At 66.3% G+C, this 14,012-nt stretch carries 11 protein-coding genes and 1 other RNA gene; 7 read left to right on the plus strand and 5 right to left on the minus strand.

What is annotated here, in order from left to right; all coding sequences use genetic code 11:
- Positions 1–60 precede the first annotated feature (60 nt).
- The gene (lexA, locus tag J2X20_RS00905) at positions 61–732 is read left to right on the plus strand and encodes a transcriptional repressor LexA (RefSeq protein WP_310259487.1); all 672 of its coding nucleotides are present in this window, start codon (positions 61–63) and stop codon (positions 730–732) included.
- An 84-nt stretch (positions 733–816) separates the two neighbouring features.
- Here lexA and J2X20_RS00910 read toward each other — a convergent pair whose 3' ends face one another.
- From J2X20_RS00910 to ompA, 5 genes are all read right to left on the minus strand, one after another.
- Positions 817–2,694 carry a potassium transporter Kup gene (locus tag J2X20_RS00910; RefSeq protein WP_310259490.1) on the minus strand — a complete coding sequence of 626 codons (1,878 nt, stop codon included), beginning with the start codon at positions 2,692–2,694 and terminating at the stop codon, positions 817–819.
- 182 nt (positions 2,695–2,876) lie between these two features.
- Positions 2,877–3,249, minus strand: a transfer-messenger RNA (tmRNA) gene (gene ssrA / locus J2X20_RS00915).
- A 13-nt stretch (positions 3,250–3,262) separates the two neighbouring features.
- On the minus strand, positions 3,263–3,937 hold the full coding sequence (locus J2X20_RS00920; protein ID WP_310259493.1) for an HAD family hydrolase: 675 nt from the start codon (positions 3,935–3,937) through the stop codon (positions 3,263–3,265).
- Entirely contained in the window at positions 3,934–4,638 is a 705-nt protein-coding gene (ubiG, locus tag J2X20_RS00925) for a bifunctional 2-polyprenyl-6-hydroxyphenol methylase/3-demethylubiquinol 3-O-methyltransferase UbiG (protein ID WP_310259495.1), read from the minus strand. The genes J2X20_RS00920 and ubiG overlap by 4 nt, the downstream gene beginning before the upstream one ends.
- Before the next feature lie 78 nt (positions 4,639–4,716).
- Positions 4,717–5,373 carry an outer membrane protein OmpA gene (ompA, locus tag J2X20_RS00930; protein ID WP_310259496.1) on the minus strand — a complete coding sequence of 219 codons (657 nt, stop codon included), beginning with the start codon at positions 5,371–5,373 and terminating at the stop codon, positions 4,717–4,719.
- A 264-nt stretch (positions 5,374–5,637) separates the two neighbouring features.
- Between ompA and gyrA the strand changes: the two genes are divergently transcribed.
- The 6 genes from gyrA to J2X20_RS00960 are packed head-to-tail and all read left to right on the plus strand — an operon-like array spanning position 5,638 to position 13,970.
- Positions 5,638–8,280: a DNA gyrase subunit A gene (gene gyrA, locus J2X20_RS00935; protein WP_310259499.1), complete on the plus strand. Its 2,643-nt coding sequence runs from the start codon at positions 5,638–5,640 to the stop codon at positions 8,278–8,280.
- A gap of 1 nt (position 8,281) precedes the next feature.
- A complete protein-coding gene (locus J2X20_RS00940; RefSeq protein WP_310259502.1) occupies positions 8,282–8,869 on the plus strand; it encodes a DUF2059 domain-containing protein in 588 nt (195 codons plus the stop codon).
- A 16-nt stretch (positions 8,870–8,885) separates the two neighbouring features.
- Complete coding sequence (gene serC / locus J2X20_RS00945; protein ID WP_310259505.1) at positions 8,886–9,974, plus strand: 3-phosphoserine/phosphohydroxythreonine transaminase; 1,089 nt, start codon at positions 8,886–8,888, stop codon at positions 9,972–9,974.
- Positions 9,967–11,064: a prephenate dehydratase gene (gene pheA / locus J2X20_RS00950; protein ID WP_310259509.1), complete on the plus strand. Its 1,098-nt coding sequence runs from the start codon at positions 9,967–9,969 to the stop codon at positions 11,062–11,064. Before serC ends, pheA begins: the two co-directional genes overlap by 8 nt.
- Positions 11,065–11,073: 9 nt before the next feature.
- Positions 11,074–11,970 carry a prephenate dehydrogenase gene (locus J2X20_RS00955; RefSeq protein WP_310259511.1) on the plus strand — a complete coding sequence of 299 codons (897 nt, stop codon included), beginning with the start codon at positions 11,074–11,076 and terminating at the stop codon, positions 11,968–11,970.
- Positions 11,970–13,970, plus strand: coding sequence for a bifunctional 3-phosphoshikimate 1-carboxyvinyltransferase/cytidylate kinase (locus tag J2X20_RS00960; RefSeq protein ID WP_310259513.1), 2,001 nt, complete (start codon positions 11,970–11,972; stop codon positions 13,968–13,970). Before J2X20_RS00955 ends, J2X20_RS00960 begins: the two co-directional genes overlap by 1 nt.
- Positions 13,971–14,012: the final 42 nt, after the last annotated feature.

Consider the following 14,012-nt stretch of genomic DNA (forward strand, 5'->3'; position numbering starts at 1 on the left):
GGTTTCCTGGATGAAAATACAGGTGCTGGACAAATTGCCAGCCCCATCAAAAGGCCGCCCGTGCAAGACCGACCCAAGCTTACCGCCCGCCAGCAGCAGATCTTCGACCTGGTCCGCAACGCGATCGAAAGCACCGGCGCCCCGCCGACCCGCGCCGAAATCGCCGCCGAACTGGGTTTCAAATCCGCCAACGCGGCCGAGGAACATCTGCAGGCCCTGGCCCGCAAAGGCATGCTGGAACTCGTTGGCGGCACGTCGCGCGGCATCCGCCTCAAGTCCGAAGTGCTCGGCGCCGTCAACCGCGCCCGCCAGTTCAGCCTGCCCATTGCCAGCCTGGCGCAGCTGACGCTGCCGCTGATCGGCCGCGTCGCCGCCGGTGCGCCCATCCTGGCACAGGAGCATGTCGAGCAGACCTACAGCGTCGAGCCCGGCCTGTTCTCCAAGAAGCCCGACTACCTGCTCAAGGTCAAGGGCATGAGCATGAAGGACATCGGCATCCTCGACGGTGACCTGCTCGCCGTGCAGTCGGCCAAGGAGGCCCGCAACGGCCAGATCGTCGTCGCGCGCGTCGGCGAAGAGGTCACGGTCAAGCGTTTCAAGCGCGGGCCCGACGGCATCCAGCTGCTGCCCGAGAACCCCGACTTCGAGCCCATCCTCATCAACGAGAACAGTGAAAGCTTCAGCATCGAGGGCCTGGCCGTGGGCCTGATCCGCGGCCAAGGGTTCAACTGAAGCAGCCGCAGCCGAAACGAAGGCCCGATCCGCAGCGATCGGACCTTTTTCTTTTAGCCAGCACCCATCCTGCCGTTGCCCGACCTAGATCTGGACGCGTGTGCCCAGTTCGACCACGGCGTTGTCCGGCAGGCGGAAGAACCTGGCCACGCCGCTGGAGTTGCGGCTCAGGGCGGAGAACAGGCGCTCGCGCCAGTTCGCCATGCCGCCGCCGGGCGTCGGCACCACGGTCTCGCGGCTGAGGAAATAGCTCGTCTCGAATGGCTCCACCCGCAGACCCTTGGGCTCGCACAGGGCCAATGCGGCGGGGACGTCCGGCTCTTCCATGAAGCCGTAATGGACGACAACGCGCCAGAAGCCGGGCGCCAACTGGGCCAGTTCCACGCGGCCGGCCTCGTCGACGCTGGGATGGTCGTGGAACTGCACGTTGAGGATGACGTTGGTCTCGTGCAGCACCTGGTTGTGCTTGAGGTTGTGCAGCAGGGCCTGCGGCACGAGCGTGGGGTCGGCCACGGCATAGACGGCCGTGCGCTGGGCGCGGTGGGCACCGCCGTGGGCAAGGCTCTCGATGAAGGGCTCCAGCTCCAGCCCTTCGTTGCGCAAGCTGTCCATCAGCAGCTGACGGCCGCGGGCCCAGGTGCTCATCATGATGAAGAGCATCAGGCCAAGGGCCAGCGGGAACCAGCCGCCGTCGAAGAACTTGATGGCGCAGCCGGCCACGAGCAGCGCGTCCACGGCGAGAAAGAAGATCGTCGCGCCAATGGCCAATGGAGCGGGCAAGCGCCACCCGTCGCGGATGACGAAAAAGGTCAGCACGGTGGTGATCAGCATGGTCAGCGTCACAGCGATGCCATAAGCGCCGGCCAGGGCCGATGAGCTGCCGAACATGAACACGGCGCCCAGCACACCGGCCAGCAGCGCCCAGTTGACGGCCGGCACATAGATCTGGCCCGACTCGCTGGCCGAGGTGTGGCGCATCGTCAGGCGCGGCAGGAAGCCGAGCAGGATGGCCTGCTTGGTCATGGAATAGGCGCCCGAGATGACGGCCTGCGAGGCGATGACGGCGGCCAGCGCAGCCAGACCCACCATGGGCAGCACAAGGGCCGCCGGGAAGAGGCGGAAAAAGGGGTTCTCGATGGCCGAGGCGTCACCCATCAGCAGGGCGCCCTGGCCGAGGTAGTTCAGCGCCAGCGCCGGGAAGACCAGGCCCGTCCAGGCCAGGCGGATGGGCTTGACGCCGAAGTGACCCATGTCGGCATAGAGGGCCTCGGCACCGGTCAAAGCCAGCACGATGGCGCCGACCGCCGCGAACAGATGCCAGCCGCGCTGGCTGAAGAAAGCCCAGGCCTCCAGCGGGTTCAGCGCCGCGAGGATCTGCGGTTGCTGGGCGATGTGGACGACACCGATGGCACCCAGCACGCCGAACCAGATCACGATGATGGGGCCGAACACCTTGCCCACCGCAGCCGTGCCGTAGCGCTGCACGACGAAGAGGCCCACGAGGATGGCCGCCGAGATGGGCAGCACATAGGGTTTGAGCGTGGGCGTGATGACCTCCAGGCCCTCGATGGCGCCCATGACCGAGATGGCCGGGGTGATGACGCTGTCGCCATAGAACAGCGTCGCGCCGAACAAGCCCAGCAGCAGCAGGGCGTTGCGCAGACGGGGCCGCTGCTGCACGGCGTGGGCCGCCAGCGCGGTCAGCGCGAGCGCGCCGCCTTCGCCACGGTTATCGGCGCGCAGGATCAGGATGACGTACTTGAGCGTGACGACGAACATCAGCGCCCAGACGATCACGGAGGTCGCGCCGATCAGGTTGTGGGTGTTCAGTTCGACGCCGGTCGCCGGCAAGAAAACTTCCTTGAGGGTGTAAAGGGGGCTGGTGCCGATGTCGCCGTAGACGACACCGATGGCACCCAGCGTGAGAGCGGCCAGGCCGCTGCGTTTGTTGTCCAGGCTCATGCGGTGTAGACCCGTAGGGGGACCGCAGTTTGCTGGGTTTCGTATAAAGAACTTATAAAGATGGACGGCAGCCCGCGACAAGACGACGTGCTGCTGCGGTGACGCTGCTCAAGAAAAAAGCGCCTAAGTCGTTGATTTACTTAGGCGCTTTAGTGGTTGTGAACCCTTGTGATTCACTGAGATGGTGGAGCCGGGGGGAATTGAACCCCCGTCCGCAAGCCATCACCGGGCAGATCTACATGCTTAGCCGGCTGATTTGAATCTCACGGTCAACTCGCGCAGTGGCACGCTAGCTTTCCCGCCAGTCACTTGATCTCACGCCCCACCGAGTGACCCGGTCGGACGCCAGCCGATGTGAGTGACTTCTCAGCCTTGCCCCTTGCGGAACTCAGCCCGGCCCATCGGCCTGCCGTTGAGAAGCTCATCCGCAATTAAGCGGCGAGTGCGAACGTAGAGTCGTTTGCAGTTACTTTGTTTCCAGTGGTTTTACGAGCGAACTGGTGCTCGGCATGCCCTACTCCGGATCCGCACCCACGTCGAAACCAGGTCGGCCCCAGGAGTGCGTAGTTTAGGCCAGGCCCAGCTGTTTCAAGAGCTCGCCGGGTGCCGTCAACTCGATATCTGCGCCCCAATGACGGAATTCGCCGCTGTGGCCCAGGTAGCCCCAGGTCGCGGCCGCCGTCGCCATGCCCGCGGCGCGGCCGGCGAGGATATCGCGCTCATCGTCTCCGACGTAGAGACAGGTCTCGGGCGGCACGCGCAGGCGGCGCGCAGCCTCCAGCAGCGGCGCGGGATGCGGCTTGGTATGGCCGGTCGTGTCGCCACCGACGACGGCAGCGGCAGCCAGGCCCAAGGCCTTGGTGAGCGGCAAGGCAAAGCGCTCGGCCTTGTTGGTGACAATGCCCCAGGCCAGGCCGCTGCCGGCTAAGCCGAGCAACTCGGCCTCGATGCCGTCGAACGGCCGGGTGCTGTCGTACATGAGCAGTTCGTAGCGGTCGAGGAATTCGCGCTTCAGCTCTTCATAGCCGGCTTGACCCGGCGCCACTGCAAACGCCTGGCTCAGCATGCCGCGCGCGCCCGAGCCGCCGTGCGGTCGGTACTGCGAGAGCGGCAGTACAGGCAGGCCGCGATCCACGCGCATGGCGTTCGCCGCCGCGGCGAGATCGGCGGCACTGTCGATCAGCGTGCCGTCCAGGTCGAACAGCACGGCCTGCAGATGAGACCAGGGCGGTGCGAGCCTCAAGCGGGTCGCCGGCAGGCCAGCAGATAGTTCACGTCGGTGTCGCTGCCCAGGGTGTAGCGCTGGGTAAGCGGGTTGTAGCTCAGGCCACGGCTGCCCTGCAGCTCGAGCCCGGCATCGCGGCAGAACTGGGCCAGCTCCGAGGGCTTCAGGAAGCGGGCGTATTCGTGGGTGCCCTTGGGGAGCATCTGCAACACGTATTCGGCGCCGACGATGGCCAGCAGGAAGGACTTGGCGTTGCGATTCAGCGTCGACAAAAAGACCCAGCCACCGGGCTTGACCAGCGTGGCCAGCGCGCGCACGACCGACGCCGGGTCGGGCACATGCTCCAGCATCTCCATGCAGGTGACGGCATCGAAGCTGGCCGGCTGCTCGGCGGCCAGCGCCTCGACGGCGATCTCACGGTACTCGACGCCTTCGGTGCCGGCTTCCATCGCATGCAGTTCGGCCACGCGCAGCGGCTTGGTCGACAGGTCGATGCCCAGCACCTGGGCGCCGGCGCGTGCCATGGAGTCGCTCAGGATGCCACCGCCGCAGCCGACGTCGACGACGCGCTTGCCCGCCAGGGGGCAAAGCTGCTGGATCCAGCCCAGGCGCAGCGGGTTGATCTGGTGCAGAGGCTTGAAGTCGCTCTCGGGGTCCCACCAGCGGTGGGCCAACTCGCCGAATTTGGCGAGCTCTTGCGGGTCGGCATTGATCGTCATGACGGAATCGGAAAAGAGAAAAGCCCCGGACGGCGGGCCGTGCGGGGCTTTGAGCAAAGCGCCCGAGGGCGCTAGAGCTTACTTGTTGCGCGTACCGACGACTTCGATCTCGGTGCGGCGGTTCTTGGCGCGACCTTCAGCGGTCTTGTTGTCGGCCACAGGCTGCTTCTCGCCCTTGCCTTCGGTGTAGACACGGTTCGGTTCCACGCCCTTGCTCACCAGGTACTGCTTGACGGCTTCCGAGCGGCGGATCGACAGCTTCTGGTTGTACTCATCGCTGCCCACCGAGTCGGTGTGGCCAACGGCGATGATGACTTCCAGGTTGATGCCCTTGGTCTTGCTCACCAGATCATCCAGCTTGGCGGTGGCTTCGGGCTTCAGCGTCGACTTGTCGAAATCGAAGAAGGCGTCAGCAGCGAAGGTGACCTTTTCGCTGACCGGGGCCGGCGGCGGAGTCACGGGCTTGGGAGCGACCGGAGCGGGTGCCGGCGGCGGGGGAGCGACAGGAGCCGGGGGAGCCACAACGGGTGCCGGCTTGATTTCGCCGTCGCAACCCTTGGCAGCCGTGGCCGGCGTCCAGAAATTGTCGCGCCAGCAGTATTCGTTGGTGCCGTTCTTCCAGACGGTGCCGTCGGTTGCGCGCCAGTTGTCGATGGCCTGGGCCGATGCGCCAGACGTAGCAACGGCGACAGCGGCCACCGCAAACAGCGACGCCACACGATTCAGTTTCTTCATGATTCTCCTCTCAAGGAATGCCGCAGTTGCCCTGCGAGAGTCAGTACTCAACCTCTAACCACAGGAGAGACTTTAGGGTTTCTCCTAGGGACTCGACGATTGTGCCATGGGGGCACCGAGACGAACGCATTGTGGCGGCCTACGTTCATGGCCATGGTGACGATGTTGCGCTGCTGCTACAGGGAGGCGCGGCCCTTAGAATTCGCGCCTTTCACCTACCTCTAAGGACGCCGCGACCGTGTAGCGCGCGCGTAATCCTGCCGCATGACTCAGTTCGCCAAGGAAACCCTGCCGATCAGCCTCGAGGAGGAGATGCGCCGCTCCTATCTCGACTACGCGATGAGCGTGATCGTGGGACGCGCCCTGCCCGATGCCCGTGACGGGCTGAAGCCGGTCCATCGCCGCGTGCTGTACGCGATGAACGAGATGGGCAACACCTACAACGCCAAGTACCGCAAGAGTGCGCAGGCCGTGGGTGAGACCATGGGTAAGTATCACCCGCACGGCGACTCGGCCATTTACGACACCATCGTCCGCATGGCCCAGCCATTCAGCCTGCGCCACATGCTGATCGATGGCCAGGGCAACTTCGGTTCCATCGACGGCGATAACGCCGCGGCGATGCGATACACCGAGATTCGTCTCGACAAAATCGCTCACGAAATGTTGGCCGACATCGACAAGGAAACCGTCGATTTCGGACCCAACTATGACGGCAGCCATAAGGAACCCCTGGTTCTGCCGACCCGTTTGCCGCAATTGCTGGTGAATGGTTCTGCGGGTATTGCCGTGGGTATGGCGACAAATATTCCGCCGCATAACCTGAACGAAGTCGTCGATGCCTGCCTGTTCGCGCTGAACAACCCGCAAGCCACCGTCGACGAGCTGATGGAGATCATTCCGGCGCCCGACTTCCCGACCGCCGGCATCATCTACGGCCTCGCCGGCGTGCGCGACGGCTACCGCACCGGCCGCGGCCGCGTGGTGATGCGCGCCAAGGTGCACTTCGAGGACATCGACAAGGGCAACCGCCAGGCGATCATCGTTGACGAGATTCCCTACCAGGTCAACAAGAAGACCCTGCTCGAGCGCATCGCCGAGCTGGTTCAGGAAAAGAAGATCGAGGGCATCAGCCACATCCAGGACGAGTCCGACAAGTCCGGCATGCGCGTGGTCATCGAGCTCAAGCGCGGCGAGGTGCCCGAGGTCGTCCTGAACAACCTCTACAAGCAGACCCAGCTGCAGGACAGCTTCGGCATGAACATGGTCGCCCTCGTCGACGGCCAGCCCAAGCTCTGCAATCTGCGCGACATGATCGTCGTCTTCCTGGAGCACCGCCGCGAGGTGGTGACCCGCCGCACGATCTATGAGCTGCGCAAGGCCCGCGAGCGCGGCCACGTGCTGGAAGGCCTGGCGGTTGCGCTGGCCAACATCGATGAGTTCATCGAGACCATCAAGACCTCGCCGACCCCGCCCGTCGCCAAGGCCGCGCTGATGGCCAAGAGCTGGGACTCTTCGCTGGTGCGCGAGATGCTGGCCCGTGCCGAAGGCGGCAGCGCCGCCTACCGCCCGGAAGGCCTGGAGGCCGAGTACGGCATGCAGGCCGATGGCCTGTACCGCCTGTCCGAAGCCCAGGCCGGCGAAATCCTGCAGATGCGCCTGCAGCGCCTGACCGGACTGGAGCAGGACAAGATCGTCGGCGAGTACAAGGAAGTGATGGCCGAGATCGCCGACCTGCTCGACATCCTCGCCACGCCCTCGCGCGTGACGACCATCATTGCCGACGAGCTGAACCAGCTGAAGACCGAGTTCGGCCAGACCAAGCTGGGCGCCCGCCGCAGCGTCATCGAGCACAACGCCCAGGAGCTGGGCACCGAAGACCTGATCACACCGACCGACATGGTCGTGACGCTGTCGCACACTGGCTACATCAAGAGCCAGGCCCTGAGCGAGTACCGTTCGCAGCGCCGCGGTGGCCGCGGCAAGCAGGCCACGGCCACCAAGGAAGACGACTGGATCGACCAGCTCTTCATCGCCAACACCCACGACTGGATCCTGTGCTTCTCCGACCGCGGCCGCGTCTACTGGCTCAAGGTTTGGGAAGTGCCGCAGGGCTCGCGCAACTCGCGCGGCAAGCCCATCGTCAACATGTTCCCGCTGCAGGCCGGCGAGAAGATCACCGTCGTGCTGGCGCTGACCGGTGAATTCCGCAGCTTCCCCGAGGACCACTTCATCTTCATGTCCACCGCCATGGGCACGGTCAAGAAGACGTCGCTGAAGGACTTCAGCAACCCGCGCAAGGCCGGCATCATCGCCGTCGACCTGGACGAGGGCGACCATCTGATCGGTGCGGCGCTGACCGACGGCCATCACGACGTGATGCTGTTCAGCGATGGCGGCAAGGCCGTGCGCTTCGACGAAGACGATGTGCGCCCCATGGGCCGCACTGCCCGCGGCGTGCGCGGCATGATGCTGGAGCCCGACCAGCGCCTGATCGCCATGCTGGTGGCCGAAGACGAAACCCAGAGCGTGCTGACCGCCACCGAGAACGGCTATGGCAAGCGCACCTCCATCGTCGAGTACACGCGACACGGCCGCGGCACCAAGGGCATGATTGCCATCCAGCAGAGCGAGCGCAACGGCCGCGTCGTCGCCGCCACCCTGGTGCGCCCGGAAGACGAAATCATGCTGATCACCGACAAGGGCGTGCTGGTGCGCACCCGCGTCGCCGAGATCCGCGAACTCGGCCGCGCGACGCAAGGCGTCACGCTGATCGCGCTGGATGACGGCGCCAAGCTGTCAGGCCTGCAACGCATCGTCGAGAACGATGCCAACGAAGCCGATGCCAACGCCGAAGGCGGTGAAGCAGGCGCGGCCGATGACACCCCCGAAGCTCCCAAGGACTGACATGACTTCTCGCAAGCTGGGCCTGGCCCTCGCCCTGGCCCTGGCCGCCGGCAACGCCCTGGCCGACCCCTCCCCGGCCAAGAAAGCCTTGATCGACAAGATCGTCGCTCTGCAGCAGCAGGCCCTGGCCGACAACCTGGCCGCCAGCATCGTGCAAGGCCCCCTGCCCCAGCTGATGAACGGCGGCCGCGCCGCCCTGCAGCAGGTGCCCGCCGACAAGCGCGAAGCCACGGCCAAGGCCATGGACGCCGAGCTGAAGAAGTTCATCGACGAGAACGTGCCCTATCTGAAGGACAAGGTCTCCAAGGCCGTGCCCGCCACGGCTTCGGCCCTGCTGGACGAACGCTTCAACGAGGACGAACTGAAGCAGATCGTGGCCTGGGCAGAATCGCCGGTCAGCCAGAAGTTCGGCCTCGCCAGCGTTGAACTGCAGAAGGCCGTCGCGCAAAAGGTGATGGCCGAGGCCGGCCCGACGCTGGAAGGCCGCCTCAAGACCACGCAGAACAACCTCGCCAAGCTGCTGGGCCTGCAGCCGCCGCCGGCCAACACGGCGCCCAAGCCCGCAGCCTCGGCACCCGCCAAGAAGTAGCTCCCCGCCCATCTCGATGATCTCATCCCGCCCGTTCAATTTCTCCGCCGGCCCGGCGACCCTCCCTGAACCGGTGCTGCACCGGGTGGCGAGCGAGATGCTGGACTGGCACGGCAGCGGCATGAGCGTCATGGAGATGAGCCACCGCGGCAAGGAGTTCTGCGCCATCCTCGAAGCGGCCCTGGCCGACCTGCGCGAACTCCTCGCCGTGCCGGCCAACTTCCGCATCCTCTTCATGCAGGGCGGCGGCCTGGGCGAGAACGCCATCGTGCCGCTGAACCTGAGCCGTGGCGGCAAGGTGGACGCCATCGTCACCGGCTCCTGGTCGCGCAAGAGCGCGGCCGAGGCGCGCCGCTACGCCGATGTGCATATCGCGGCCGAGGGCAATGGCCGCAACATTCCCAAGGACTGGCAGCTGCGTGACGACGCAGCCTATGTCCATGTCTGCACCAACGAGACCATCGATGGCGTCGAGTTCCACGACCTGCCGCGCATCGCCAACGGCGTGCCCCTGGTCATCGACTGCTCGTCCCACATGCTGTCCCGCCCCATCGTCTGGGACCATGTCGGTCTGGCTTTCGGCGGCGCGCAGAAGAACATCGGCCCCGCCGGCGTGACCCTGGTCTTCGTTCGCGAAGACCTGCTCGGCCACGCCCTGGACATCTGCCCCACGGCCTTCAACTACGAGACCGTGGCCGCGAACAACTCCATGTACAACACGCCGCCGACCTTCGGCATCTACGTTGCCGGCCTGGTGTTCCAGTGGGTCAAGGGCCTGCAATACGCCGGCAAGCGGGGCCTGGCGGCCATCGAGCAGCGCAATATCGACAAGGCGGCGCTGCTGTACTCGGCCCTGGACGCCTCCGGCTTCTACGAAAACCGCGTCGAGCCGAGCTGCCGCTCGCGCATGAACGTGCCCTTCTTCCTGAAGGACGAGAAGCTCAACGACAGCTTCCTCGCCGAAGCCAAGTCGGCCGGCCTGCTGCAGCTCAAGGGCCACAAATCGGTGGGCGGCATGCGTGCCTCGATCTACAACGCCATGCCGCTGGAAGGCGTGCAGGCCCTGGTGTCTTTCATGAAGGATTTCGAGGCCCGCCATGGCTGAACCCATCGCCTCCCAGGCCCTGCTCGCCCTGCGCGACCAGATCGACGGCCTGGACAAGCAACTGCTGGAGCTGCTGAACCAGCGCGCCCGCGTGGCCGAGCAGGTCGGCGAGATCAAGCGCGCCGAGGGCACGCCCTTCTTTCGCCCCGACCGCGTCGCCCAGGTCATCGACAAGATCCGCGCCGCCAACCCCGGCCCGCTGAAGGCCGAGCATGTGTCGGCGATCTGGCGCGAGATCATGTCCGCCTGCCTGGCGCTGGAGTCGCCGCAGCGGGTCGCCGTGCTGGGCCCCATGGGCACGTTCTGCGAGCAGGCGGCGCTGGAATACTTCGGTGGCGCGGCCGACATGACGTATTGCGCCAACTTCGACGAGGTCTTCCACGCGACGGCCAGCGGCAGCGCGCAGTTCGGCGTCGTCGGGGTGGAGAACATGACTGAGGGCGTCGTCACGCGCTCGCTGGATCTCTTCCTGCACACGCCCTGCCATGTCGTCGGTGAGGTCAGCCTGCTGATCCGCCACAACCTGATGCGCAAGGAACCGTCGATGCACGGCATCGAGGCCGTGCTGGCGCATCCCCAAGCCCTGGCGCAGTGCCAGAACTGGCTGAACAAGCACTTGCCCGACGTGGAACGCCGCGCCGTGTCCAGCAATGCCGAGGGCTCGCGCCTGGCCGCGACCAACCCGGCCTGGGCGGCATTGGGCAGTGAACGCGCCTCGACGCTGTTCGGCCTGCACATCACGGCCCACGCCATCCAGGACGAGGCCTACAACCGCACCCGCTTCGCCATCATCTGCCTGCCGCAGACCATGGCGACGCCGCCTGCCACCGGGCGCGACTGCACCAGCCTCGTCGTCTCCGTGCCCAATCGCCCGGGCGCCATGCACGATCTGCTGGTACCGTTGAAGAAGCATGGCGTGTCCATGACGCGCCTGGAATCCCGCCCGGCCCGCACCGGCCAGTGGGACTACTACTTCTACATCGACCTGGACGGCCATCCGACCCAGCCCCATGTCGCCAACGCGCTGGCCGAGTTGCGCGAGCTCTGCGCCTTCTTCAAGATGCTCGGCGCCTACCCCGTGAAGAACTGAGGCCTGACCATGTTCAACCAGCTCGGCGTGATCGGATGCGGCCTGATGGGCGGCAGCTTTGCGCTGGCGATGAAGAAGGCCGGCCTGGTGCGCCGCGTCATCGGCTACAGCAAGTCGCCGTCGACGACCGAGCAGGCCAAGAAGCTCGGCGTCATCGACGTCGCCGCCGAATCGGCGCTGCTCGCCGTCTCGGGCTCGGACATCGTGCTGATCGCCGTGCCGGTGTCCGCCACCGAGGCCACGTTGAAGGCCATCCGCCACCTCGTGAACCCCGGCGTGCTCTTCATGGACGTGGGCTCGACCAAATGCGACGTCATCGAGGCCGCCCGCCGGGCCCTGGGCGAGCGCGCCTCCAGCTTCGTGCCCTGCCATCCGATTGCCGGCAAGGAGTCGGGCGGCGTCCAGCATGCCGAGGCCAATCTCTACGAAGGCCGCCAGGTCATCCTGACGCCCCAGCCCTTCACCAATCCTCAGCTCGTGCAGCGCGCCACTGATGTCTGGTCGGCCCTGGGCTCGACGGTGCTGAAGATGCGCCCGCACAACCACGACGCCGCCTTCGCGGCCGTCAGCCATCTGCCGCATCTGCTGGCCTTCGCCTATTTCCAGGCCATTGCCGAACAGCCCGCTGCGCGCGACTACCTGAGCCTGGCCGGCCCCGGCTTTCGCGACTTCACGCGCATCGCCGCCGGCGAGCCCGCGGTCTGGCGCGACATCCTGCTGGCCAACAAGCACGAGGTGCTGGCCCAGTCCAAGCGTTTCCGCACCATGCTGGACCAGCTCGAAGCCCTGATCGAAACCGGTGACGCCGCGGCCCTGGAAGCCGCGCTGCGCCCCATCGCCGAAGGCCGCTCCGCCTGGGGCAATCCGCCCCCTGTTACCCCTCCCGGCCGCCCGGCCGGCAAGTGATGTTCAAGATCCCCTTCCTCGACCTGCCGCCGCTGCGCGGTGCCGCGGGCACGGTGCGCCTGCCCGGCTCCAAGAGCATTTCCAACCGCGTGCTGCTGCTGGCAGCCTTGAGCGAAGGCAAGACCGTCGTGCGCGACCTGCTGGCGTCCGATGACACGGCCGTCATGCTGGACGCGCTGCGGGCCCTGGGCTGCGGCGTGTGGCGCGAGGGTGAAGCCATCGTCATCGACGGCCTGGGCGGCCAGCTGCGCGCCAAGGAAGCCCAGCTGTTCCTCGGCAATGCCGGCACGGCCATGCGCCCTCTCACCGCGGCGCTGGCGGTGCTGGCGGCCACGCAAGGCGGCAGCTTCGAGGTCTCGGGCGTGCCGCGCATGCACGAGCGGCCCATCGGCGATCTGGTCGACGCGCTGCGCGGCCTGGGTTGCGCCATCGACGACCTCGGCAACCCCGGCTACCCGCCGCTGCGACTGCGTGGCCCCTCGGCGCTGGCTCTGGATACGCCAGTGCGGGTGCGGGGCGACGTGTCCAGCCAGTTCCTGACCGCCCTGCTGCTGGCCCTGCCCCTGGTCGCCGAACGCGACATCCGCATCGAGGTCATTGGCGAGCTGATCTCCAAGCCCTATATCGAGATCACGCTGGCCCTGCTGGCACGCTTTGGCATCGAGGTCAGGCGCGAGGCCTGGGAAGCCTTCGTCATCCCGGCCGGCAGCCGCTACCGCTCCCCGGGTGAGGTGTTTGTCGAAGGTGATGCGTCTTCGGCCAGCTACTTCGTCGGCCTGGGCGCCATCGCCGCGGCCGACGCGCCCATGCGCATCGAGGGCGTTGGCAGCGAGTCGCTGCAGGGCGATGTGCGCTTCATCGAAGCCGCCGCCGCCATGGGCGCAGAAGTCAAGGCCGGCCCCAACTGGTTGGAGGTGCGCCGCGGCGCCTGGCCGCTCAAGGGCATCACGCTGGACTGCAACCACATCCCCGACGCGGCGATGACGCTGACCGTCATGGCGCTGTATGCCGACGGCCCGACGACGCTGATCAATATCGCCAGCTGGCGCGTCAAGGAGACCGACCGCATCGTCGCGATGGCGACCGAATTGCGCAAGCTGGGCGCAACGGTCGACGAGGGCCCGGACTGGATCCGCGTGCAGCCGCTGCGGGACTGGAAGGCCGCCGCCATCCACACTTATGACGACCACCGCGTCGCGATGTGTTTCTCGCTGGCGGCCTTCAACGGCTTGGTCACGGAAAGCCCCGTGCCGGTGCGCATCCTCGAACCGCATTGCGTCGCCAAGACGTTCCCGGACTATTTCGAGACGCTGTTCGGCGTTGTCACCGCGAAAGCCGAGGACATCCCGGTCATCACCATCGACGGCCCCACCGCCTCCGGCAAGGGCACGCTGGCCGACGAAACGGCCAAGGCCCTGGGTTTCGAGGTGCTGGATTCCGGGGCGCTGTACCGCGTGACCGGCCTGGCCGCCCGCCGTGCCGGCCTGGACCTGGACAACGGCGAGGCCGTCGCCGCCATCGTGCCGACGCTCAAGCTCAGCTTCCGCGACGGCCATGTCTTCCTCGGCGACGAGGATGTCAGCGCGCGGCTGCGCGCCGAAGCCACTGGCCTGCTCGCCTCCCAGGTTGCGGTGCACACGCCGGTACGTCAGGCCCTGCACGAGCTGCAATTGAGCTTTCGCCGCCTGCCCGGCCTGGTGGCCGATGGCCGCGACATGGGCACGGCCATCTTCCCGGACGCGCCGCTGAAGGTATTTCTGACGGCAAGCGCCGCCACGCGCGCCGAGCGCCGCTATAAGCAATTGATTTCCAAAGGGATTTCGGCTAATATCAAAGGCTTGCGCGAAGATTTGGAGGCGCGGGACGAACGGGACAAGAACCGCTCGGCCTCACCTCTGGCTCCCGCTCAAGACGCGCTGCTGCTGGACAACTCGGCACTGGGCATCGAGGAATCGGTGACTCAGGTGCTGGATTGGTGGCAACAACGCAGGCCGTTCTGACGTCGCAACCCTTTCCGGGTATGGCGATTGCCTGAATGGTCC

Origin of the sequence: Roseateles saccharophilus (assembly GCF_031458095.1) — a bacterium.
GTDB lineage: Bacteria > Pseudomonadota > Gammaproteobacteria > Burkholderiales > Burkholderiaceae_C > Pelomonas > Pelomonas saccharophila_A.